At 31.1% G+C, this 22,280-nt stretch carries 17 protein-coding genes and 2 pseudogenes; 11 read left to right on the plus strand and 8 right to left on the minus strand.

Annotation, left to right across the window (positions count from 1 at the left end; genetic code table 11):
• The first annotated feature begins 44 nt into the window (after positions 1–44).
• From RRF68_RS07045 to RRF68_RS07055, 3 genes are read left to right on the plus strand one after another with little or no spacing between them, the layout of a single operon-like run.
• Positions 45–1,250 (plus strand): HAMP domain-containing sensor histidine kinase, encoded by a 1,206-nt coding sequence (locus RRF68_RS07045; RefSeq protein WP_315943908.1) that lies wholly within the window; start codon positions 45–47, stop codon positions 1,248–1,250.
• Positions 1,243–1,923, plus strand: coding sequence for a response regulator transcription factor (locus RRF68_RS07050; RefSeq protein WP_218771423.1), 681 nt, complete (start codon positions 1,243–1,245; stop codon positions 1,921–1,923). Before RRF68_RS07045 ends, RRF68_RS07050 begins: the two co-directional genes overlap by 8 nt.
• 44 nt (positions 1,924–1,967) lie before the next feature.
• Positions 1,968–2,594 carry a deoxynucleoside kinase gene (locus RRF68_RS07055; protein WP_255555929.1) on the plus strand — a complete coding sequence of 209 codons (627 nt, stop codon included), beginning with the start codon at positions 1,968–1,970 and terminating at the stop codon, positions 2,592–2,594.
• Here the strand turns inward: RRF68_RS07055 and RRF68_RS07060 are convergent.
• On the minus strand, positions 2,586–3,320 hold the full coding sequence (locus tag RRF68_RS07060) for an RNA methyltransferase (RefSeq protein ID WP_315943909.1): 735 nt from the start codon (positions 3,318–3,320) through the stop codon (positions 2,586–2,588). The two genes, RRF68_RS07055 and RRF68_RS07060, sit on opposite strands and share 9 nt — an antisense overlap.
• A gap of 73 nt (positions 3,321–3,393) precedes the next feature.
• On the opposite strand from RRF68_RS07060, the gene RRF68_RS07065 reads away from it, so the two are divergent.
• From RRF68_RS07065 to folK, 6 genes and pseudogenes are all read left to right on the plus strand, one after another.
• Positions 3,394–5,844: a BamA/TamA family outer membrane protein gene (locus RRF68_RS07065; protein ID WP_315943910.1), complete on the plus strand. Its 2,451-nt coding sequence runs from the start codon at positions 3,394–3,396 to the stop codon at positions 5,842–5,844.
• A 92-nt stretch (positions 5,845–5,936) separates the two neighbouring features.
• On the plus strand, positions 5,937–7,004 hold the full coding sequence (gene fbaA, locus RRF68_RS07070) for a class II fructose-bisphosphate aldolase (RefSeq protein ID WP_218771427.1): 1,068 nt from the start codon (positions 5,937–5,939) through the stop codon (positions 7,002–7,004).
• A 159-nt stretch (positions 7,005–7,163) separates the two neighbouring features.
• A pseudogene (gene accD / locus RRF68_RS07075) lies at positions 7,164–8,020 on the plus strand (acetyl-CoA carboxylase, carboxyltransferase subunit beta).
• 150 nt (positions 8,021–8,170) lie between these two features.
• A complete protein-coding gene (gene rpsO / locus RRF68_RS07080; protein WP_218771429.1) occupies positions 8,171–8,440 on the plus strand; it encodes a 30S ribosomal protein S15 in 270 nt (89 codons plus the stop codon).
• Between the two features lie 185 nt (positions 8,441–8,625).
• A pseudogene (locus tag RRF68_RS07085) lies at positions 8,626–10,861 on the plus strand (polyribonucleotide nucleotidyltransferase).
• Positions 10,862–11,150: 289 nt separating this feature from the next.
• The gene (gene folK, locus RRF68_RS07090) at positions 11,151–12,281 is read left to right on the plus strand and encodes a 2-amino-4-hydroxy-6-hydroxymethyldihydropteridine diphosphokinase (protein WP_315943911.1); all 1,131 of its coding nucleotides are present in this window, start codon (positions 11,151–11,153) and stop codon (positions 12,279–12,281) included.
• A 29-nt stretch (positions 12,282–12,310) separates the two neighbouring features.
• On the opposite strand, the gene gldC is transcribed toward folK, so the two are convergent.
• Together gldC and gldB are read right to left on the minus strand one after the other, a co-directional pair.
• Positions 12,311–12,646, minus strand: a complete 336-nt coding sequence (gene gldC / locus RRF68_RS07095) for a gliding motility protein GldC (protein WP_218771432.1) — start codon at positions 12,644–12,646, stop codon at positions 12,311–12,313.
• Positions 12,646–13,608 (minus strand): gliding motility lipoprotein GldB, encoded by a 963-nt coding sequence (gene gldB / locus RRF68_RS07100; RefSeq protein ID WP_218771433.1) that lies wholly within the window; start codon positions 13,606–13,608, stop codon positions 12,646–12,648. The genes gldC and gldB overlap by 1 nt, the downstream gene beginning before the upstream one ends.
• Before the next feature lie 95 nt (positions 13,609–13,703).
• Between gldB and nadE the strand changes: the two genes are divergently transcribed.
• Positions 13,704–14,492, plus strand: a complete 789-nt coding sequence (nadE, locus tag RRF68_RS07105) for an NAD(+) synthase (protein WP_315943912.1) — start codon at positions 13,704–13,706, stop codon at positions 14,490–14,492.
• Between the two features lie 204 nt (positions 14,493–14,696).
• Here nadE and dnaG read toward each other — a convergent pair whose 3' ends face one another.
• Positions 14,697–16,703 (minus strand): DNA primase, encoded by a 2,007-nt coding sequence (gene dnaG, locus RRF68_RS07110; RefSeq protein WP_315943913.1) that lies wholly within the window; start codon positions 16,701–16,703, stop codon positions 14,697–14,699.
• A gap of 127 nt (positions 16,704–16,830) precedes the next feature.
• Here dnaG and RRF68_RS07115 point away from each other — a divergent pair, with 127 nt between their 5' ends.
• Positions 16,831–18,171, plus strand: coding sequence for a hypothetical protein (locus RRF68_RS07115; protein ID WP_315943914.1), 1,341 nt, complete (start codon positions 16,831–16,833; stop codon positions 18,169–18,171).
• Positions 18,172–18,286: 115 nt separating this feature from the next.
• Here RRF68_RS07115 and clpX read toward each other — a convergent pair whose 3' ends face one another.
• From clpX to RRF68_RS07135, 4 genes are all read right to left on the minus strand, one after another.
• Positions 18,287–19,525, minus strand: a complete 1,239-nt coding sequence (clpX, locus tag RRF68_RS07120) for an ATP-dependent Clp protease ATP-binding subunit ClpX (protein WP_218771437.1) — start codon at positions 19,523–19,525, stop codon at positions 18,287–18,289.
• Between the two features lie 94 nt (positions 19,526–19,619).
• Positions 19,620–20,279 carry an ATP-dependent Clp endopeptidase proteolytic subunit ClpP gene (gene clpP / locus RRF68_RS07125; RefSeq protein ID WP_315943915.1) on the minus strand — a complete coding sequence of 220 codons (660 nt, stop codon included), beginning with the start codon at positions 20,277–20,279 and terminating at the stop codon, positions 19,620–19,622.
• 190 nt (positions 20,280–20,469) lie between these two features.
• Positions 20,470–21,792 (minus strand): trigger factor, encoded by a 1,323-nt coding sequence (gene tig, locus RRF68_RS07130; RefSeq protein WP_315943916.1) that lies wholly within the window; start codon positions 21,790–21,792, stop codon positions 20,470–20,472.
• Between the two features lie 84 nt (positions 21,793–21,876).
• The gene (locus RRF68_RS07135) at positions 21,877–22,224 is read right to left on the minus strand and encodes a phage holin family protein (RefSeq protein ID WP_218771440.1); all 348 of its coding nucleotides are present in this window, start codon (positions 22,222–22,224) and stop codon (positions 21,877–21,879) included.
• Positions 22,225–22,280: the final 56 nt, after the last annotated feature.

Here is a 22,280-nt window from a genome sequence, read left to right on the forward strand (position 1 = left end):
TAACATCTATTGAAATAAATAGTGATGATAAGGATTTTAAAAAAATGGATTCCTCTTTTATAGAATCTATTTTTAATAAACAAGAGATTAACTCTACACCAATAAAAAGTAGTGTAAAAGTTTCTAAAAATATTTTTTCGGATATAAAACCTAAAAAGACAGAAAATATTCAAGTTTTCTTAGGTAAAAAAGCCACTGATAGTTTAAAATTGATAAAAGGGTTACAAACTATTTTTATAGCGATACAAAACGACACTATAAATTATAAAAGTATTGATTCGATTCTATCAAAAGAACTTATTAGTAAAGGAATTAACACTAAATATTATCTTAATCACTTAAAAAAAGACACACTTTTTTACAGCAACAAAACCAACACGACAAAATCGTTTCTTAAAGCTGAATCAAAATCTACCTATTTAAAAGCTGATGAAAAATTTAACCTCTATTATAAAAACCCAACATACGAGGCTTTAAAAAGAAGCTCTACAGGCATCATTTTGTCCCTACTATTATCGCTTGCTGTAATTTCTAGCTTATTCTATTTATTAAAGGTCATCAATCAACAAAAAGAATTAGCTGAAATTAAAAACGATCTAATAAGCAACATTACGCACGAGTTTAAAACGCCCATTACAACAATTTCTACTGCTATTGAAGCTATTGATAATTTTAATATGATTAACGATAAAGAGAAAACTAAAAAATACCTTTCTATTTCTTCGGTTCAACTTAAAAAACTACATCAAATGGTAGAGAAATTATTAGAAACAGCAACTTTAGATAGTGAGAATTTAATGTTGCAAAAGGAGCCGATAAATATTATTGATTTAGTTGAGAAAATATCCCAAAAGCATCAGCAAATATTGATTGATAAAAACATTTATTTCTCAACAAATATTGCTACATTAACTACAGAAATAGATGTATTTCATCTTGAAAATGCAGTTTCTAATCTTATCGACAACGCCATAAAATATGGAGGAGATACGATACAAATAAATATAGTATTTGTACCAAGCAATATCGAAATTTCGATTACTGACAATGGAATAGGGATTGAGAAAAATCAACAAGAAAAAATATTCGAAAAATTTTATCGAGTTCCGAAAGGAAACACACACGACGTAAAAGGTTTTGGAATTGGCTTATATTATTCTAAAAAAATCATAGAAAAACACAACGGCTTCCTTTCTTTAACTTCAAATTCAAAAGAAACTACTTTTAAAATTACGCTGCCAAATGAGTAAAAAAATAAAATTATTGTTAGCAGAAGACGAGCCTAGTTTAGGGCAAATTATAAAAGAAAGTTTAGAAACGAGAGATTTTGAAGTCTTTCATGCCCAAGACGGCGAACAGGCCTTTAGTTTATATAAAAAAGAGCTGCCAGATGTGTTGGTTTTAGATGTTATGATGCCTAAAAAAGATGGTTTTACTTTAGCCAAAGAAATCCGTTTAGAAAACAAACATATTCCTATTATTTTTTTAACAGCTAAATCACAAACGAAAGATGTTTTAGAAGGTTTTGAACATGGAGGCAACGATTATTTGAAAAAACCTTTCTCTATGGAAGAACTTATTGTTCGTGTTCATTCTTTATTAAATAGAACTCAGTTAAAAACAACTTCTGATAAATTAAGAATTGGTAACTTCATTTTTAATCACAGCAAACAAACTTTATTTTTTAATTCAGAACCTGAATTACTAACCCACCGAGAATCTGAATTGTTATTTCATCTTTATCAAAAGAAAAACGAAATATTAGATCGTTCTTTTATATTGAAAAAATTATGGGGTAATGACGATTTTTTTAACGCACGCAGTATGGATGTATTTATTTCTAAATTACGTAAGAAATTAAAACACGATGAAAATATTCAAATTGTAAATGTACGAGGATACGGATATAAATTGATGTGCTAAAACCTTTTGAAATCCCTTTTTTTATGTAATTTTACCATCTTGAAATATCTAAAAATATGCATGTAGCAATTGCCGGAAATATAGGCGCAGGTAAAACAACATTAACACAATTATTAGCAAAACATTATAATTGGGATCCACATTTCGAATCGGTAGATGAAAATCCTTATTTAGATGATTTTTATGCTGAGATGGAACGTTGGTCTTTTAATCTGCAAGTTTTCTTTTTAAACAGCCGTTTTCGTCAGGTTTTAGAATTAAGACAATCTGGTAAAAAAATTATTCAAGATAGAACAATCTATGAAGATGCTCACATTTTTGCACCCAACTTACATGCAATGGGTTTAATGACAAATCGTGATTATAGCAATTACTCTTCTTTATTTGAATTAATGGAAAATTTGGTAACTCCGCCAGATTTATTAATTTATTTACGTGCCGATATTTCTACACTTGTAGGACAAATTCACAAACGTGGTAGAGAGTATGAAAACTCTATTAGCATCGATTATTTAAGTCGATTAAACGAACGTTACGAAGCTTGGATTAGTAAATACACCAAAGGAAAACTATTAATTATAGATGTTGATAATTTAGATTTCGTTAAAAATCAAGAAGATTTAGGTTCTATTATCGATAGAATAGACGCTCAAATTAACGGATTATTCTAAACCTCTTTTAAACTCGCTTAATAAAATAGCAGTTGCTGTAGCAACATTTAAACTTTCTGTTTGTTGAATTTCACCAAACCTAGGAATGGTTAATTTGTGCTTTACAATTGCTGAAATTTCTGCTGAAATTCCGTTTGCTTCATTCCCCATTACTAAAACAGCTTTTTCTGGCAACGATGCTTTGTACACATTATTTCCGTCCATATCTGCCGTGTAAGTTGGCAATTGTGTACTAGATAAAAAATCAGATAAATCAACATAAGAAACATTAACTCTCGTTAAAGAACCCATGGTAGATTGCACTACTTTCTGATTATAACAATCCACCGTGTTTTTAGAGCAAACAAGCTCTGATACTCCAAACCAATCGCATAATCGAATAATGGTTCCTAAATTACCAGGATCATTCACTTCATCTAAAGCAATTATTAATCCTGTTTCATTAGTTTGCTTTGCTTCGGGTATTTTAAATAACCCTAAAACTTTATTCGGATTTTTTAAAGTGCTAATTTTTTTTAATTCATTATCTGATATAACAGTACGCGCTATTTCATTCGAAACAACAAAAGATTCATCTACCGTAAAAACATGCGATGCTTCTAAAGAAGAGTTTAATAATTCTTTTACAACCTTTATTCCCTCCGCTACAAATAATTTATGCTTTTGGCGATACTTTTTTTGCTGTAAACTTGTTATTAACTTCAGGTTGCTTTTAGATAAACTCATTAAATCTTTTTTAACACATTATAACCACTAAAAATTAGTATTTTTGATCTTTAAAATACGAGGCGTAAAGTTAATGAAAAAACTTTCTTTCTTCTTTTTATTAGTAGTCTTATTCAGTTCGTGTAATACGATAAAATATGTAAAAGAAAATGAGTTATTACTAACAAAAAACACTATTTATGTTGATAGTGAAAAAAACTCAGACGAAAACATTACTGAATTACTTATACAACGACCTAACGCGAAAGCTTTAGGCATCCCCTTATCGCTATATTTTTATAACTTAGGAAACCCAGAAGGCCCACAAACGCCTACACAATGGGGTAAACAAAAACCAAAAACATATTCCTTCTTAAAAAGTGCTTTTTCTGAAAAGCAAAGTATCTCTGTTGCTAAAAGCTTTATTGGCTTTAATAATTGGTTTTTAAATAGTGGTGAAGCTCCTGTTGTTATTAATGATAAAAAAACAAGAAAAACAGTAGCCAATTTAAATGCTTATTTTCAAACCGAAGGTTATTTCCGTTCGCGTGTTTCTTCTCAAAAAGATTCTGTAGGTAATAAAAAGGGAGCCATATCTTATAATATATCAAAAGGTAAACCTTCTTTTTTAGATACAATTAGCACAAAAATATCTTCTCCTGTTCTTGATGTAATATATAAAGACTTAAAAGAAAAAAGTTTTCTTAAATCAGGAGACCAATACAAGGATGGTAATTTTATTAAAGAGGCAAATCGATTAGTTAATTTATTTAGAAATAAAGGAGTATTCCATTTTAATGAAAATTATATTTCTTTTGAAATAGACACCCTAAAAAACTATCAAAAAGCAGATGTTGATATTAACATTTCTGATAGAGTTGTTCCTTTTAAAATTCAAAAAATAAAAAAAATAAACGTCTACACCGATTACACTTATAACGAAAGAAATTCCGTTCATAAAGATTCTGCTTCCTATGAAGGTATTAATTTTTATGCACATAAAAAATTAAAATACAATCCTAAGTTCTTATCACAATCGTTATTTATTAAACCTAACACCGTTTATGATGATGTTTCTAGAAATTTAACACGTACACATTTAAGAGGGTTAAAGAACTTTAAAGCTACTTCTATTCGTTATAATGAATTAAATGATCATGAATTAGAAGCGGATGTTTTTTTAACTCCGATTGAAAAATACACTTTGGGTTTAGATACTGAACTTTCTCGATCTAATATTAGAAATTTTGATGTTTCTTTAAAGTTTTCAGTTACAAACAGAAATACTTTTAAAGGTGCTGAAATTTTTAAACTATCGACTTTCGGATCTTACTTTAATTCAAATAACGGACCTGGTTGGGAAGTTGGTGCTGATCTTTCTTTAGAAATACCTCGTTTTATGGCTCCTTTTGGGTTACATAAACTTGTGCCTAAAAAAATGTTTCCTAGAACAAAGTTTTTTGTGGGTGGTGGTATTCAAAAAAATATAGGTCTTGATAATCAAAATATTTCTGTGGGTATTGATTATAAATGGAAATACAATGAACAGAAAACAATTCAGTTAGAATTTTTTAATACACAATATATCCGAAACTTAAATATTGATAATTATTTTAATATATATGCTTCAGAATACTCTAAATTAAAAACTGTAGATGACGCTACAGCTGCATACACGCTGCCTGCTAACAATTCTAGTAACTCTGCAGATATTCTTCAATTTATTAGAAACGTTGCCCAAGATAATTCTTTTGCAGTCACAAATCCTGCAGAATATCAAAACAACCTTAATATTTTTAATCGCTACAACATAATTACTTCTGATTTTTTAATTCCTGAAATAGCTTATAGTTACACGTATAATAACCAAGAAAATGCTAAAGACGCAAACTTTTCTTTTCTAAAGCTAAGAATTGCCAATTCAGGAAACATTATGGGTTTATTATCAAACGAAACAAACGACAGAGGGCAAAGAACAGTTTTTAAAATACCTATTGCTCAGTATTTTAAAACAGATATAGAATATAAGAAATATTGGAATCTTGGTAACAACACTGTTTTAGCACATCGAACTTTTTTAGGAGCAATTATAACCTACGACAAATCTAACATTCCATTTTCTCGTAGTTATTTTGCAGGAGGGTCAAACGATATTAGAGCTTGGAGAACATATGATTTAGGACCAGGAACTAGAAAACCAGGATTAGAATATAATATTGGTAGTTTAAAATTTTTATCGAGTTTTGAATATCGATTTAATGTATTAGGTTCTTTAAAAGGAGCTTTATTTGTTGATGCAGGAAATATTTGGGACATTACTAATTCTCAATTCACTGAAGAAAGTACTAAGTTTAAAAATATAAAATCTTTAACTAATATGGCGGTTGGTTCTGGTTTCGGACTTCGTTATGATTTTAAGTTTTTAATAGCACGATTAGATTTAGGCTTTAAAGTACATGAACCTTATTTAGAGAATAATAAGTGGTTTAAGAACTTCGATTTCTCTAGCTCTGTATTAAATATAGGAATTAATTACCCTTTTTAATTTTTATTATCAATTCACTTGCTGTTATTTCTTATTAATACGTTGAAAATTTCTTATTTTTGATGCGCTAAACACAACTAAAAACAAATAAAATGGCTCATACTATTAAGGCTGGTGTTGCTACCGGTAAAGAAGTTCAAGCAATATTTCAATTAGCTAAAGATAAAAATTTTGCATTACCTGCTGTAAATGTTGTAGGTTCTAATACCGTAAACACTGTTTTAGAAACTGCAAAAGAATTAAACTCACCAGTAATAATTCAGTTTTCTAATGGTGGAGCTCAATTTAATGCAGGTAAAGGTTTATCAAACGAAAATGAAAAAGCTGCTATTGCTGGGGCTGTTGCAGGAGCAAAACATGTGCACTTATTAGCTGAAGCTTATGGAATTCCTGTAATATTACATACAGATCATGCTGCTAAAAAATTATTACCTTGGATTGATGGTTTATTAGATGCAAGTGAGCAGTTTTATAAAGAAACAGGAAAATCTCTTTACAGTTCTCATATGATAGATTTATCTGAAGAACCTATTGAGGAAAATATTGAAATTTGTAAAAAATACCTAGCTCGTATGAGTAAAATAGGTATGACTTTAGAAATTGAGTTAGGAATAACTGGTGGTGAAGAAGATGGCGTAGATAATTCTGATGTTGATGTTTCTAAGTTATACACACAGCCAGAAGAAGTTGCCTTTGCTTATGAAGAATTAATGAAAGTAAGCGATCAATTTACAATCGCTGCTGCTTTTGGTAATGTTCATGGAGTTTACAAGCCGGGTAATGTGAAATTAACACCGAAAATTTTAAAGAACTCTCAAGAATATATTTCAAAAAAGTATGATGTTCCTCATAATACAATTGATTTTGTTTTTCATGGTGGATCAGGTTCTACTTTAGAAGAAATAAGAGAAGCAATTGGTTACGGAGTTATAAAAATGAATATTGATACTGATTTACAGTATGCCTTTACCGAAGGTGTACGTGATTATGTTTTAGATAAAAAAGAATACTTGGCTACTCAAATTGGTAATCCTGATGGAGCTGACAAACCTAATAAAAAACACTACGACCCTCGTAAATGGCTAAGAGAAGGCGAGTTAACATTTAAGACACGTCTTAAAAAAGCATTTGAAGATTTAAATAATGTAAACACTTTATAGTATTCATAACTTCTAAAAAACAAGCACTTAGAATAATCTAAGTGCTTTTTTTTATTTATCAAAAGTAAAGTTCACAAAAATCATTTACATTTGTCGTCAGCTCTTTTCTTAAAATATAAAGAGTTAACCAAAAACAAACAACAAAATATAAACTAAACTATGGCTTGGTTTAAACGTACAGACAAAGGGATTCAAACCCCAACCGAAGAAAAAAAGACACGCCTAAAGGCTTGTGGTATAAAACACCTAGTGGTAAAGTAATAGATACTGATGAACTAAAGAAGAACCTATATGTAAGTCCAGAAGATGGATACCATGTTCGCATTGGGAGTCATGAGTATTTCGAACTTTTTTTTGATGACAATAATTTTGTTGAATTAAATGCTACTTTAACATCAAAAGACCCTTTAAAATTTGAAGACACTAAAAAATATCCAGATCGCTTAAAAGCGGCACAAAAGAAAACTGGTTTAAAAGATGCTGTTCGTACAGCTGTAGGTAAATCTTACGGAAACAATATCGTTATTGCTTCTATGGATTTTGCTTTTATCGGTGGATCTATGGGTAGTGTTGTAGGAGAAAAAATAGCAAGAGCTATTGATTATGCTATCAAAAACGAACTTCCTTTTTTAATGATTTCAAAATCAGGAGGAGCACGTATGATGGAAGCATCATTATCTTTAATGCAATTGGTAAAAACATCAGCAAAATTAGCACAATTAGCAGATGCTAAAATTCCGTACATATCATTATGTACCGATCCAACTACTGGAGGAACAACAGCTTCATTTGCAATGTTGGGTGATATTAATATTGCTGAACCTAATGCTTTAATTGCATTTGCGGGGCCACGTGTTGTAAAAGACACAACAGGTAAAGAATTACCTGAAGGTTTTCAACGATCTGAATTTGTATTAGAACATGGTTTCTTAGACGGGATTTACGAACGTAAAAATCTAAAAAAACAAGTAAATTTATATATAGACTTGATTCAGAATCAACCTATAAGAGCATAAAAAAAGCTAGCTAACGCTAGCTTTTTTTTGTTTTTCATCCTGCTTAAAAACACTCATTTCTATACATTTCAAATAAAAAAATATTTGTACATTTGCAGCATCAATAAAAACATTATTGGTGTACATAAAAATCATTTAAATAATATTGGAATGTATTTAACAAAAGAAGTAAAAGAAGGATTATTCGAAAAACACGGTAAAGGTAAAGCTGATACTGGTACTTCGGAAGGACAAATTGCATTGTTCACATTTAGAATCAACCACTTAACTGAGCACTTAAAAAGAAATCGTAAAGATTTTAACACAGAGCGTTCATTAGTAAAGATGGTAGGTAAGCGTAGAAGTTTACTAGATTACTTAAAGAAAACAGAAATCAACAGATATCGTGCGATTATCGTAGAATTAGGAATTAGAAAATAATTCTCACAAAAAAGAGGCTCTATAAACGTGCCTCTTTTTTATTTTAAAAAAAGTTCATTTCTATCTAACTAATAGAAATTTATATAAAAAAATCAAGATTTTTAACAACAATTTTGAATTTCCATTGCAACAACAAACAATAACAACACAACAACAAACAATTTAAAAATTTAGAATTAAAATTTATGATTCCAAAAGTATTTAGAGAGGTCATTGACCTTGGAGATGGAAGAACCATCTCATTAGAAACGGGTAAGTTAGCAAAACAAGCCCATGGTTCGGTTGTTGTTCAAATGGGAAAAGCAATGTTGTTATGTACTGTAGTATCTAGCTACAAAGCAGGAACAGTTGATTTCTTGCCATTAACGGTAGATTATAGAGAGAAGTTTGCAGCTGCCGGTCGTTATCCAGGTGGTTTCTTTAAAAGAGAAGCTAGACCAAGTGATGGTGAAGTATTAACAATGCGTCTTGTAGACCGTGTTTTACGTCCATTATTCCCAAAAGATTACCATTCAGAAGTACAAGTAATGATCCAATTAATGTCTCATGATGAAGATGTTATGCCAGATGCATTAGCAGGTTTAGCAGCATCAGCAGCTATTCAATTATCTGATTTCCCTTTCGAATGCCCAATTTCTGAAGCACGTGTTGCAAGAGTAAATGGGGAATTTGTAATCAACCCAAACAGAGCACAATTAGCAGAATCTGACATCGATATGATGATTGGAGCATCAGCTGATTCTGTAATGATGGTTGAAGGTGAAATGGATGAGATTTCTGAAGAAGAAATGGCTGAGGCAATTAAATTTGCTCATGAATCTATTAAGATTCAGTGTGCTGCTCAAGTTCGTTTAGCTGAAGCTTTCGGAAAGAAAGAAACAAGAGAATACGAAGGAGAAAGAGAAGACGAAGAAGTTGCTGCAAAAATAAATGACCTTGCTTATGATAAGTGTTATGCTATCGCTAAAAAAGGAACATCTAAGGCAGAGCGTTCTGCTGCTTTTGCTGAAGTAAAAGAAGAAGTAAAAGCTGCTTTTACTGAAGAAGAATTAGCAGATTATGGTGATTTAGTTGGAAAATATTTCAATAAATCTCAAAAAGCTGCTGTTCGTGAATTAACTTTAGCTGAAGGATTACGTTTAGACGGTCGTAAGACTGATGAAATTAGACCAATTTGGTGTGAGGTAGATTATTTACCTTCTACACACGGTTCATCAATTTTTACTCGTGGAGAAACGCAAGCATTAGCAACTGTTACTTTAGGAACATCAAGAGATGCAAATAAAATAGACATGCCATCTTACGAAGGTGAAGAGAATTTCTATTTACATTATAACTTCCCTCCTTTTTGTACAGGTGAAGCAAGACCATTAAGAGGAACGTCTCGTAGAGAAGTTGGTCATGGTAACTTAGCGCAACGTGGATTAAAAGGAATGATTCCAGACGATTGTCCTTATACAGTAAGAGTAGTATCTGAAGTATTAGAATCTAACGGTTCTTCTTCTATGGCTACAGTTTGTGCTGGTACGATGGCATTAATGGACGCAGGTGTTAAAATGACAAGACCAGTTTCTGGTATTGCTATGGGATTAATTTCTGATGGTGATCGTTACGCAGTTTTATCTGATATTTTAGGTGATGAAGATCACTTAGGTGATATGGACTTTAAAGTAACGGGTACTTCGGAAGGAATTACTGCTTGTCAAATGGATATTAAAGTAAAAGGTTTAGGTTACGAAATTTTAGTAAATGCACTAAAACAAGCTCGTGACGGTCGTTTACATATTTTAGAGAAATTAACTGACACGATTGCTTCAGCAAACGAAGAAGTTAAAGAGCATGCTCCTAAAATGATTAACAGACGTATTCCTAATGATATGATTGGTGCATTTATTGGACCAGGAGGTAAACATATTCAAGAATTACAGAAAGAAACAGGAACTACAATTGTAATTACTGAAGACGCTGTAACCGAAGAAGGAATTATTGAAATCTTAGGAACTGATCCTGCAAGGGATAGAGGAAGTTATTACTCGTATCGAATCTATGCTTTTCAAGCCAACAGTAGGTAATGCTTACCAGGTTAAAGTAATTAAAATGTTAGATTTTGGCGCAGTTGTAGAATATATGGATGCTCCAGGAAACGAAGTTTTATTACACGTTAGTGAACTAGCTTGGGAACGTACAGAAAACGTTACTGATGTAGTAAATATGGGTGATGTTTTTGATGTAAAATATTTCGGTCAGGATCCAAGAACTCGTAAAGAAAAAGTTTCACGTAAAGCATTGTTACCAAAACCAGAAGGTTATGTAGCAAGACCACCAAGAGATGATAAACGTTCTGGCGGACGTGATAACAGAAGTAGAGATAACCGCGGGCGTGATGACAGAAAACCAAGAGAACCTAGAAAAGAAGAGTAAAAATCTTTCCTATAAAATTAAAAAAAGGCAACCATATGGTTGCCTTTTTTGTTACCTTATTAACAGGGAGATCTTAGAGTTATAAACACCTAAAAAAACTACTAAAACTAGCAATATTTCAAGAGTTTTGTTTTTGACCATTCCCCAATAATCATAATAAAACTATACTCTATAAAGAAATCCATATATAAAACAAATCTAATGAGCTTTACCCTACCTTATTTAAAATAAAAAAAGCATGTTTTTTTACTTATGTTGTTCTAGTTTTATTTTTCTTTGCAATCTACACATGAAAATACAACGAATAACATATTTATCAATAGGAACCAATAAAGGTGATAAGCTCGAAAACATTCAGAATGCAATTAATATAATTGCTGATAAAATTGGTGCTGTCCTTAAAATTGCTTCCGTATATAAAACACCTTCATTAGGTTTTGATGGTGCCGACTTTTACAATACCTGTATTAAAGTTTCTACTTATTTGCCACCCGAAAGCTTAATTAAAAGTCTGCTTGCAATAGAGAGCGAATTAGGAAGAACTAGGAAAGATACAGGAGGTTATGCAGACAGAATTATTGATATCGATATTATTTTATTTGAAGATGAAATTATTTTCTCTAAAAATCTTATTGTACCGCATCCGCGGATGTTAGATCGAAAGTTTGTATTGGTTCCTTTAGTAGAAATTGCTAGAAATACCATTCATCCAATAGAAAAAAAGCATTTATATATTTGTTTAGAAAATTGTATAGACAATTCAGAAATCACACTTGTTAAAGAGCAATTAAAAAGACCAACTCCTATTACCGAAAAATATAATTACATTGCTATAGAAGGAAATATTGGAGCAGGAAAAACATCATTAGCTAATATGATGTCTGACGAATTTAATGCTAAAATTGTATTAGAGCGTTTTGCTGACAATCCCTTTTTACCTAAGTTTTATGAAGATAATGAACGTTATGCTTTTCCGCTAGAAATGAGTTTCTTGGCGGATAGATACCAACAATTAACAGATGATTTAGCGCAATTCGACTTATTTAAAAACTTTATAGTTTCTGATTATTATATTTTTAAGTCTTTAATTTTTGCCCAAGTTACTTTGCAAAAAGACGAGTATAAATTATACCGTAAAATGTTCGATTTAATGTACAAAGAAATCACTAAGCCCGATTTGTATGTATACTTATATCAAAATACAGAACGCTTATTAGAGAACATAAAAAAGCGAGGAAGGGATTACGAACAAAATATAGAGGCTAGTTATTTACAAAAAATACACGATGGCTATAGTAACTTTATAAAAACAGAACCCGATTTAAATATTTTAATTATTGATGTTTCTGATTTAGATTTTGTAAACAATACTAAAGATTATAATCTTATTATTAATAAAATAAAAAATCATACCGTATAAAAAAGCGAGCTTAATAGCTCGCTTTTTTTTTATTTTTTCAATTCTAATTTTTCTGCAAAGTAATCACAAAAATCTCGCATGGTTGCCCCCATTTTAGCATCGTCTGTAGCTCTTTCAAATGACGCTGCCATAGACACTAATGTTTGATGATAAAACTGCTTCATCTCATCAACAGGCATGTCTTTTGTCCAAAGATCCATACGCAAAGTATCTTTTTTCTTATGATCCCAAACCGATAACATGATTGCCTTAGAAGGTTCATTATCTATTCCGCCATCTTCAGCATTCCATGAAATTTCTTCAGGAACTTTATTCTCGTCTAACCCTACCTTAAATGTTATTTTAGAAGTGTGCTCTATCGCCATTATTTCTTTGGTTTATATTTTGAATTCTTGAAGATTTCCTCTTCGTTTTTTTGTAATAATTCTTGCAAAGATACGTCATTCTTTTGCATGTACGAACGTACAATCTGCCAACCAATAAACTCCCCTATTCTACCTGGGGATTGATTGTCTTGCTCCATATAAAACTTAGAAAAAGGGGCTATATCTATAAATCGTTTATCTAATTCTTTATTGGTACTATACAACATATCTTTTTCAATAAAATATTTCCAAATATGTTCTTCATTACTTTTTGCCCAATCATATTTAACTTTAGAATAGCCTATCTTTTGATCATCAGAAACCATAGGTAAATAGGTATCTAACAAATACATTCTTTTTCCTTTTTGAATTATCTTATCAATAAAACTTCTTTGTTTCCCCGAAAACACTTGTGCATTTATGATTGCTTTTGCTACATCTACAATAATATGTTTTTTATCATTGTTTTGCTTTACATAAACCGGATAATCATTATAAAACCGATGATTTTCCCCAAGATAAGCATCTAAAGAAATTAACAATAAACTATCGGCATATACAATGCGATTATCATAATCGATATTTGTTAACATTGTAATTACTCTCGGGCTTTTAAACTTCGGATTGTAATATTTTAAATGCTTAAAAAGTGATGTTAACTCAGCCTTTAAAGTATCTATGCTTTTATAAACTTTTTGAGTTTCATTAAACAATTCTCTTTCATCCTCGTTATTTATTTTATTCACCCAAACACTATCAGGTTGTGGCGGAAACAACAACGGATATTTTTTTTTTGTTTGATTTAAATTATTTGGAGTCGTTGTATAAAAATCAACATCAAATCGATCTATATTTACAACAACATCAATATTAGAAACATCAACTTTAAAATTAATAGCTGCCTCTTTTTTACAAGACATTAAACCAGAAACTAAAACACAAAGTGCTAAAATTTTTCTCATGAACTTTAGTATATTTACATTCAACATTACAACGTCGAAATTACTAAAATAGTTTATATCCTTTTTATATAAACCTTTATAAAATCTATCTGATTATGAATACACCTAAAGTTTCAGAACATATTGTACAATGGCTAAAAGAATACGCAACAAATTCTGGTGTTAACGGATTTGTAGTTGGTGTTTCTGGTGGTATAGATAGTGCTGTAACCTCCACTTTATGTGCAAAAACGGGTTTACCTACTTTATGTGTTGAGTTACCGATTCATCAGGCAGAAAGTCAAATAAACAGGGCAAATGAACATATTAAACAATTAAAAGAACGTTTTAGCAATGTTACGGAAGCAGAAGTAAATTTAACCAGTACTTTTGAAGATTTTAAAACCGTGGTTCCTAAAGTTGAAAAATCAGCAAAAACCGATTTAGCCTTAGCAAATACACGTGCGCGTTTACGCATGACTACTTTGTATTATTTTGCAGGTTTACACGGATTATTAGTAGCCGGAACTGGTAATAAAGTAGAAGATTTTGGCGTAGGTTTTTACACCAAGTATGGTGATGGAGGTGTTGATTTAAGTCCTATTGCAGATTTAGTTAAATCTGAAGTATTTGACTTAGCTGCATATTTAGAAGTGCCACAATCAATTCAAAAAGCACAACCTACAGATGGTTTATTCGGTGACAGCAGAACAGACGAAGATCAAATAGGTGCGTCGTATGATGAATTAGAATGGGCAATGCAAATGCAAAATGAAGGTAAAAACAATGCTGATTTTTCTGATAGAAAACTAGAAGTATTTAAAATATACACTCGTCTTAATCGAATTAATCAGCACAAAATGGTCCCTATTCCTGTTTGCGAAATACCTAGTAACTTAAAGTAAATTAACCAACAGCATTTGTCGTTTAATCTTTTGATAGGCATGTTTTTTATGTCCGTTCGAAATTTTAAACGGCAACAGTAAAATCAACCTTAGTAGTTCAAAAAAATTTAGCAATTTTTTCATAATATCTTTTTCTTTTTTTCGTAACGAAATTACTAAAAATAAATGATATTATAAAAAGGAGAAACACTTATATATTAATATCTAAACCACTCTGTTAAGTTTCTCGAATAATCGCTTTTTTAAATCGGTGTAATTAGAAATTTCTTCTAAATCGAGAACTGCATTTTGCGTTTGTACTTCGTGCATTATCTCTTTAATTTTTTCTTCAATTAAAACCCTTCTTAAATTTAACACAGCATCTGAAACTAGTTTAGGCAATATTTTTACCGTTTCTGTCACAAAAATCTCTTTTCGCTCCCAATCGCTTAAAGAATATTTTTCTTCATCCATTAAAATATTGGTTACTAAATTTGATATTTCTTGATTTTCATGCATTATTAATTGATCGATAGAAATTTTTTCATCTTGATTTAACTGATGCACTAATTGATAATAAGTTAATTTAAAAATTTCGTTGGCAAACTCAATTTCATCTTCTTGTAAATTTAAATAAAGCTCATTAGAAACCGTATTTTGATATTCTTCTTTTTCCATGACTGGGCGACCTTTTTCATCAACGCCATCAACCCAATTTACAAAATCGATTACTTCATTTCCGTACAACAACAATATTCTTATAATTTCTTTTTCTAAAATATTAAGCTGATCAATTTTCTGACGACCTTTTCCTCCTCCTTTTACAAGACCTAACGAAGCTTTTTCTTGTTGTGATGAATATTCCGCTTGCGGTTGATAAGAACTACTACCTTGACTCTGTTTATTAGAATTAGCCAATCCTTTACTTATCAACTGTGCTAATTCGCTAAACAAAACACGCTCAGAAATATCCATGATACGCGCACATTCTTGCACGTATACTTCACGTTGAATACCATCAGGAATTTTAGAAATACTGGTAACAATATCACGAATTAATCCTGCTTTTTTTACAGGATCGTTCGCTGCATCTTCCATTAACAAAGACACTTTAAACTCTATAAAATCTTGTGACTTTTCATCTAAATATTGTTTTAATTCTTCTGTAGAATGTGCTTTTGCAAAACTATCAGGATCTTCACCTTCAGGAAAAGAAACTACTTTTACATTCATTCCTTGTTCAAGAATCAAATCGATACCACGAATAGAAGCTCTAATTCCGGCTGCATCACCATCAAATAAAACGGTAATATTTTTTGTTAATCGATTTACCAATCGAATTTGATCGGAAGTAAGCGCAGTACCAGAAGAAGCAACCACGTTTTCTACTCCCGATTGATAAAAAGAAATAACATCAGTATATCCTTCTACCAAATAACAGTTATCTTGTTTTGCTATCTCTTTCTTTGCATGATAAATTCCGTATAAAATTTTACTTTTATGGTAAATATCACTCTCTGGAGAATTTAAATATTTTGCTGCTTTTTTATCGTTGGTAAGTATTCTACCTCCAAAACCTAAAATACGCCCCGACATACTGTGTATCGGAAACATTACACGACCTTTAAAACGATCAAATTTTTTGATTTGTGGCCCGCCTTCCTTTACAATTGTTAAACCTGTAGATTTTAAATACTTTAAATCATAGCCCTTTGCTAATGCTGCATCAGTAAAATTAGTCCATTCATCCTTACAATATCCTAAATCAAATTTTTCGATAATATCTTCTCTAAAACCTCTTTCTTTAAAGTAAGACAATCCGATTGCACGCCCCTTTTGACTGTTCATTAATACATCGTGAAAGTAATCTTTAGCAAATTTAGATGCCAAAAACATACTTTCTCTTTCGTTCAGCTGCTCTTTTTGCTCTTCAGACTGCTCGGTTTCTTCAATTTCGATGTTGTATTTTTTAGCCAACCATTTAATTGCCTCCGGATACGTGTAATGCTCATGTTCCATCAAAAAAGAAACTGCGTTCCCTCCTTTTCCTGTACTAAAATCTTTCCATATCTGTTTTACAGGCGATACCATAAAAGACGGAGTTCTCTCATCTGTAAACGGACTTAAGCCTTTAAAACTACTTCCTGATTTTTTTAATTGCACAAATTCACCTATCACCTCGGCTACTTGGGCGGCTTCAAAAACTTTTTCTATGGTTTGTTGGGTTATCATATAGGACTTTAAATACAGCTAGCAAATATACTAGTTTTAAATCCGTTTATGTTAATACAGAAATCTCTTACTCTTTTTACTTGTCTAAATCATATAAATATATAATTTTGCCACAAATTTACCTTTTATGAAAAAATTCACATCTTTATATATTATATTACTGTTAACTTTAAATGTAGTTGCACAAGAAACTATTATCATTCCTGATATTGGTTTGGAAGAATGTCTAATCGATTTAGGAATAGACTCTAACGGTTTAAACGGAAGTATTTTGGTTAGTGACGCAAGACATGTTGTTAACTTAAATGTAAACGACCCGATAACAAATAAACTTTTACCTAATGTACATTCGAAAATTAAAGATTTAACAGGTCTTGAAAGTTTTCCTAATTTAAAACGTATCGATTGCTTTGGTAATAATATTACTAAAATAGATTTATCTAAAAGTACCTCTATTACATTTTTAAACTGTAGTGATAACCAAATAGAGCGTCTTGACCTTCGTAATAATGTTGAGTTAATTTATGTGAGTTGTGATAATAATGAGTTAACAGAACTTACTCTTGGAGACAACAAAAATCTTGAAAGCCTATATTGCAGTTTTAATCGTTTAACCAACTTAGATGTTAAAGGGTGTACGAAATTAGAAAGTTTAGACACTACTAGTAATGAAATTGATGCTATTATTGTAAATGACAAACAGCTAAACAATATTCCACAAGCATGGTATAAAGACGAAACAGCTGCATATACAAGCAATGCCGGTTATACAGAAACTACCACCGTAGCTACTCCTACACCTAAAAGCAAACCAACGGTAACGAAACCTGTAGTAAAAAAAACTCTACCTGTACAAAATAATACTACTAAACAAACAGCTTCTAATTATTATGAAAAGTTTCAGCTTTCTGTAGTTACTGAGTATGACAAATTAGTTTTAACAGCTGCTCATTTACAAAGTAAAAAGGACGAATTACAACAACAATATAATTTAAATCCAGCTCAGTTAACTGAATGGATTAATAAATACTCTAGCTTATTAGTTTCTAATAACAATGTAGTTAAAAGTACAGATGTTGGCTTACCTCAAAAACACTCTGTTGCTTATTATTCTAAATTTAAGAAATCGGCTGTAGAAGAATATGAAAAAGCAATTTTAACACCTTCTTATTTACAAAGTAAAAAAGAAGAAGTGCAAAAAAAGTATAATTTAAATGCTGAAGAATTTACGCAGTGGATTAATTTACTTGGTGATTCTGCTCTTAAACCTAAAACTACACAACCACAAGAAACTGCAAAAAGTTATTACGAAAAGTTTCAAAAATCAGTAGCTAAAGAATATGAATACGCTATTTTAAATGCAACACACATTCAAAATAAAAGAAGCGAAATACAACAAAAATATAATTTGACTACTGAACAACTTAATCAATGGATTAAGAAACACAGTAAAATTATATCGCACTAAAAATACTTTTACCTAAAACAAAAAAAGATCACATTTATTAAAATGTGGTCTTTTTTTTGTTTTATCAATAATTATTAATTCTGATGATATTACTAATATATGCTTTTAACATTAATTACGAAACTGCTCTTAATTTCTTTAAAGCTGATTTTGTTACTTTAGATTCAGCATATTCTTTGGTTACCTTTAATTCCTTCTCATCTGAACTTGGCATATCAAACATTGCATCGGTTAAAATAGCTTCACACAATGAACGTAATCCACGAGCACCTAGTTTATATTCAATTGCTTTATCAACGATATAATTTAATGCTTCTTCTGTTAAGGTAAACTCAACATCATCCATAGCAAACAACTTTGTGTATTGCTTAATAATAGAGTTTTTAGGCTCGGTTAAAATAGCTCGCAATGTTTCTGCATCTAAAGGATTCATGTAGCTTAATACAGGCAAACGACCGATGATTTCTGGAATTAATCCAAATGATTTTAAATCAGAAGGAATAATGTATTGTAACAAGTTACTTTCATCAACCTTGTCTTCATCAATTGAAGCGCTATAACCTACAGCTTGCATATTTAAACGCTTGCTGATAATTCTATCAATTCCTGAAAAAGCACCACCTGCAATAAATAATATCTCCTTGGTATCTACCTCAATAAACTTCTGGTCTGGATGCTTTCTTCCTCCTTTAGGAGCTACATTTACTACAGATCCTTCTAATAGTTTTAATAAAGCTTGCTGAACACCTTCACCAGATACATCTCTAGTAATTGAAGGATTATCCCCTTTACGAGCTATTTTATCTATCTCATCGATAAAAACAATACCACGTTGTGCTTTTTCTACATCGTAATCTGCGGCTTGTAATAAGCGACTTAAAATACTTTCAACATCTTCACCAACATATCCTGCCTGTGTTAAAACTGTAGCATCTACAATAGAAAAAGGTACGTTTAACATTCTAGCAATTGTACGTGCTACCAATGTTTTACCGGTACCCGTTTCCCCCACTAAAATAATGTTCGACTTCTCTATTTCAACCTCATCTTCTTCGTCTTTAGTTTGTAACAATCGCTTATAGTGATTATATACAGCTACCGACATTCCTCTTTTTGTTTGGTCTTGCCCGATTATATACTGATCTAAAAAAGCTTTAATTTCTTTTGGCTTTTTTAATGTTAAATCTTTCGATAAACCATCTGTTTTAGCTTCAGTTACTTCTTCCTCTACAATACCGTGAGCTTGCTCTATACATTTATCACAAATATGGGCATCCATACCAGCGATTAATAAATCAGTTTCTGGTTTTTTACGCCCACAAAAGGAACATTGTAAGTTTTCTTCTTTCGACATTTTATGTTACTTTATAATGTCATAACGAGTTTTACAACGTAATCTCTTTCTAAAAGAGAAATTACGTTACTCTGTTCGTAATAACAGTAATGTATTATTTTCTTGTTAAAATTTCATCTACCATTCCGTAAGCTTTTGCTTCGTCGGCTTTCATCCAATAATCACGATCAGAGTCTCTATTTACTTTGTCAACTGTTTGCCCTGAATGATCTGCAATGATAGTATACAACTCATCTTTTAATTTTAAAATCTCTCTTGCTGTAATTTCTATATCAGACGCTTGCCCTTGCGCACCTCCCATTGGTTGGTGAATCATAATACGAGAGTGTGGCAATGCTGAACGCTTTCCTTTAGCACCAGCACACATTAAAACAGCTCCCATAGATGCTGCCATACCTGTACATATTGTTGCTACATCTGGCTTTATAAATTGCATGGTATCATAAATTCCTAAACCTGCATAAACGCCTCCACCTGGAGAGTTAATGTAAATTGAAATATCTTTACTAGCATCAACACTTTCTAAGAACAATAATTGTGCTTGAATTACATTGGCTACTTGGTCGTTAACACCTGTACCTAAAAAGATAATCCTATCCATCATTAAACGAGAAAAAACATCCATTTGGGTAATATTCATCTGACGTTCTTCCATAATATATGGCGTTAAACTACTTGTTATTTTACCTAAATATGTACTGTTTATTCCGTGGTGTTTTGTTGCGTATTTTTCAAATTCTTTTCCGTAATCCATTTTAAAAATGTTTTTTGGGTTATATGGTGTAAATATAAGAACTATTTCGTTAGTATATTGTTACCGTTTATGGCTAAAAAAACCTGAATTCACATTCAGGTTTCTTATGTTTTTTATCTTTACTGAGGCATAATTAATTCAACCAATCTAGTTTTTAATAAATAGCTTGCTTCGTTCCTCGCAATGACATTTATTTATATACTTCTTTGATGAAATCTTCGTAAGAAAGTTCTTTCGAATCAAAGCTCATATTCTCTTTATAGAAACCTAATAATTTTTGGCTAATTAATTGAGATTGTAATTTCTGAGCTTCTTCTTGGTTTTGTAATACTCTACCAGCGATATCGTCTAACTCTTTTTCTTCTGGATTCATGTTACCAAACTGTGCCATTTGCGAACGGATAAACCCTTTTGCATAATCCACTAATTCTTTATAATCAATCTTAATATCGTTATCTTTCATTACCTTTCCTTCGATTAATTGGTAACGTAAACCTTTTTCAGATTTATTATATTCTGCTACAGCTTCATCAGCAGTTAATTGCTTTTCTCCTGCAGTTTGTAACCACTTTTGCAAAAATTCAGTAGGCAACTCAAATTTTGTATTCTCTACTAAGTTTTCAGTAATTGCATTTAATAATTGCTGATCTGCTTGTTGTTGAAATTGCTTTTCAGCATCTTCTTTGATTTTATCTTTTAACTCAGATACTGTGCTTACACTTCCGTCAGCAAATAGTTTATCAAATAATTCTTTATCTAATTCTGCGGCTTCTGTTTTTGTAACTTCTTCTATTGTAAAAGTAACAGCAACGTCTAAACCATGAACCGCTTCGTGAGCAACACCTAAGGCATCTTGCAACTTGTGCTCATCTTCAAATAAACTCTTTGTTTTTAACTCTAATACATCACCAACTTTAGCACCAACAAACTTCTTTAAGTTTGTTTTACCTTTAATATCTTTTACAGAAATTGTTGATTTTTTATTAATATCTTCAGCTTCGTTTACAAATGCACCTGTAATGTTAGCTTCTTCTGTAGCTGCATCAATAGGTGAAATCTTACCATAACGAGTTTGAATATTTTCAATTTCCTTAGTTAATAACTCATCCGTTGCGATGATATTATATTGCGTAACCTTATTTTTAGGCTTTAAGTTTACATCAAACTCAGGAGCTAATCCTAATTCGAATTCAAAAGAGAACTTCTCTGCATCCCAGTTAAAATTATCTTCTACTCTTGGTAATGGGTTTCCTAAAATATCTAATTTTTCTTCTGCTAAATATTTATTTAACGATTGTTGTAAAAGCTTGTTTACTTCATCAATCATTATTGATTTTCCGTATTGCTTCTTAACCATTCCCATTGGCACTTGACCTTTTCTAAATCCTGGAATGTTTGCTTTTTTACGGTAATCTTCTAATTGTTTTGTTACTGTAGCTTGGTAATCTTCAGCAACTATATCAACTTTTATAACTGCGTTTAACGCATCTACGTTTTGTTTTGTAATATTCATCTTAAAATATGTTTCTTTAAAATCGGGTGCAAAATTAGTTTATTTTTACCTTTTCTGCAAAAGGTTTAACTCTTTCGTTTTCAGCTACATCTTATCTTCATCTAGTAACGAAAACAAGAACGATCTGAATACTGATAACAGCACACTAAATAAAAGTGCTGTAAAAAATCCGCTTACTGCAAAGCCAGTAACTAAGCTACTTGCTAGCATTATAATAATGGCATTAATTACAAATAAAAACAACCCTAACGTTACAATAGTTGCAGGCAATGTAAAAAACACTAATAACGGACGTACAAACATGTTTAATAACGAAATTACTACAGCTACAATTATTGCTGTTACATAACTTGTTACAACCACACCTGGTAATACACTTGCTAATATGATAACTGCCAACGCAGTTAGCAATAATTTTAAAAATAGTTTCATTACTTTTATGTTTTACTGATAAAAAGCGATAATCATACCAAAATCAAAAAACTGCA

Origin of the sequence: Tenacibaculum sp. HL-MS23 (assembly GCF_032463465.1) — a bacterium.
Classification (GTDB): domain Bacteria; phylum Bacteroidota; class Bacteroidia; order Flavobacteriales; family Flavobacteriaceae; genus Polaribacter; species Polaribacter bernardetii.

Excerpts from the sequence above, each read along its gene's own strand:
- RRF68_RS07045 (WP_315943908.1), top strand. The coding sequence starts at position 45 with ATGGATTCCTCTTTTATAGAATCTATTTTTAATAAACAAGAGATTAAC.
- RRF68_RS07050 (WP_218771423.1), top strand. The coding sequence starts at position 1,243 with ATGAGTAAAAAAATAAAATTATTGTTAGCAGAAGACGAGCCTAGTTTA.
- RRF68_RS07060 (WP_315943909.1), bottom strand. The coding sequence starts at position 3,320 with ATGAGTTTATCTAAAAGCAACCTGAAGTTAATAACAAGTTTACAGCAA.
- RRF68_RS07065 (WP_315943910.1), top strand. The coding sequence starts at position 3,394 with ATGAAAAAACTTTCTTTCTTCTTTTTATTAGTAGTCTTATTCAGTTCG.
- fbaA (WP_218771427.1), top strand. The coding sequence starts at position 5,937 with ATGGCTCATACTATTAAGGCTGGTGTTGCTACCGGTAAAGAAGTTCAA.
- rpsO (WP_218771429.1), top strand. The coding sequence starts at position 8,171 with ATGTATTTAACAAAAGAAGTAAAAGAAGGATTATTCGAAAAACACGGT.
- folK (WP_315943911.1), top strand. The coding sequence starts at position 11,151 with ATGAAAATACAACGAATAACATATTTATCAATAGGAACCAATAAAGGT.
- gldC (WP_218771432.1), bottom strand. The coding sequence starts at position 12,646 with ATGGCGATAGAGCACACTTCTAAAATAACATTTAAGGTAGGGTTAGAC.
- gldB (WP_218771433.1), bottom strand. The coding sequence starts at position 13,608 with ATGAGAAAAATTTTAGCACTTTGTGTTTTAGTTTCTGGTTTAATGTCT.
- nadE (WP_315943912.1), top strand. The coding sequence starts at position 13,704 with ATGAATACACCTAAAGTTTCAGAACATATTGTACAATGGCTAAAAGAA.
- dnaG (WP_315943913.1), bottom strand. The coding sequence starts at position 16,703 with ATGATAACCCAACAAACCATAGAAAAAGTTTTTGAAGCCGCCCAAGTA.
- RRF68_RS07115 (WP_315943914.1), top strand. The coding sequence starts at position 16,831 with ATGAAAAAATTCACATCTTTATATATTATATTACTGTTAACTTTAAAT.
- clpX (WP_218771437.1), bottom strand. The coding sequence starts at position 19,525 with ATGTCGAAAGAAGAAAACTTACAATGTTCCTTTTGTGGGCGTAAAAAA.
- clpP (WP_315943915.1), bottom strand. The coding sequence starts at position 20,279 with ATGGATTACGGAAAAGAATTTGAAAAATACGCAACAAAACACCACGGA.
- tig (WP_315943916.1), bottom strand. The coding sequence starts at position 21,792 with ATGAATATTACAAAACAAAACGTAGATGCGTTAAACGCAGTTATAAAA.
- RRF68_RS07135 (WP_218771440.1), bottom strand. The coding sequence starts at position 22,224 with ATGAAACTATTTTTAAAATTATTGCTAACTGCGTTGGCAGTTATCATA.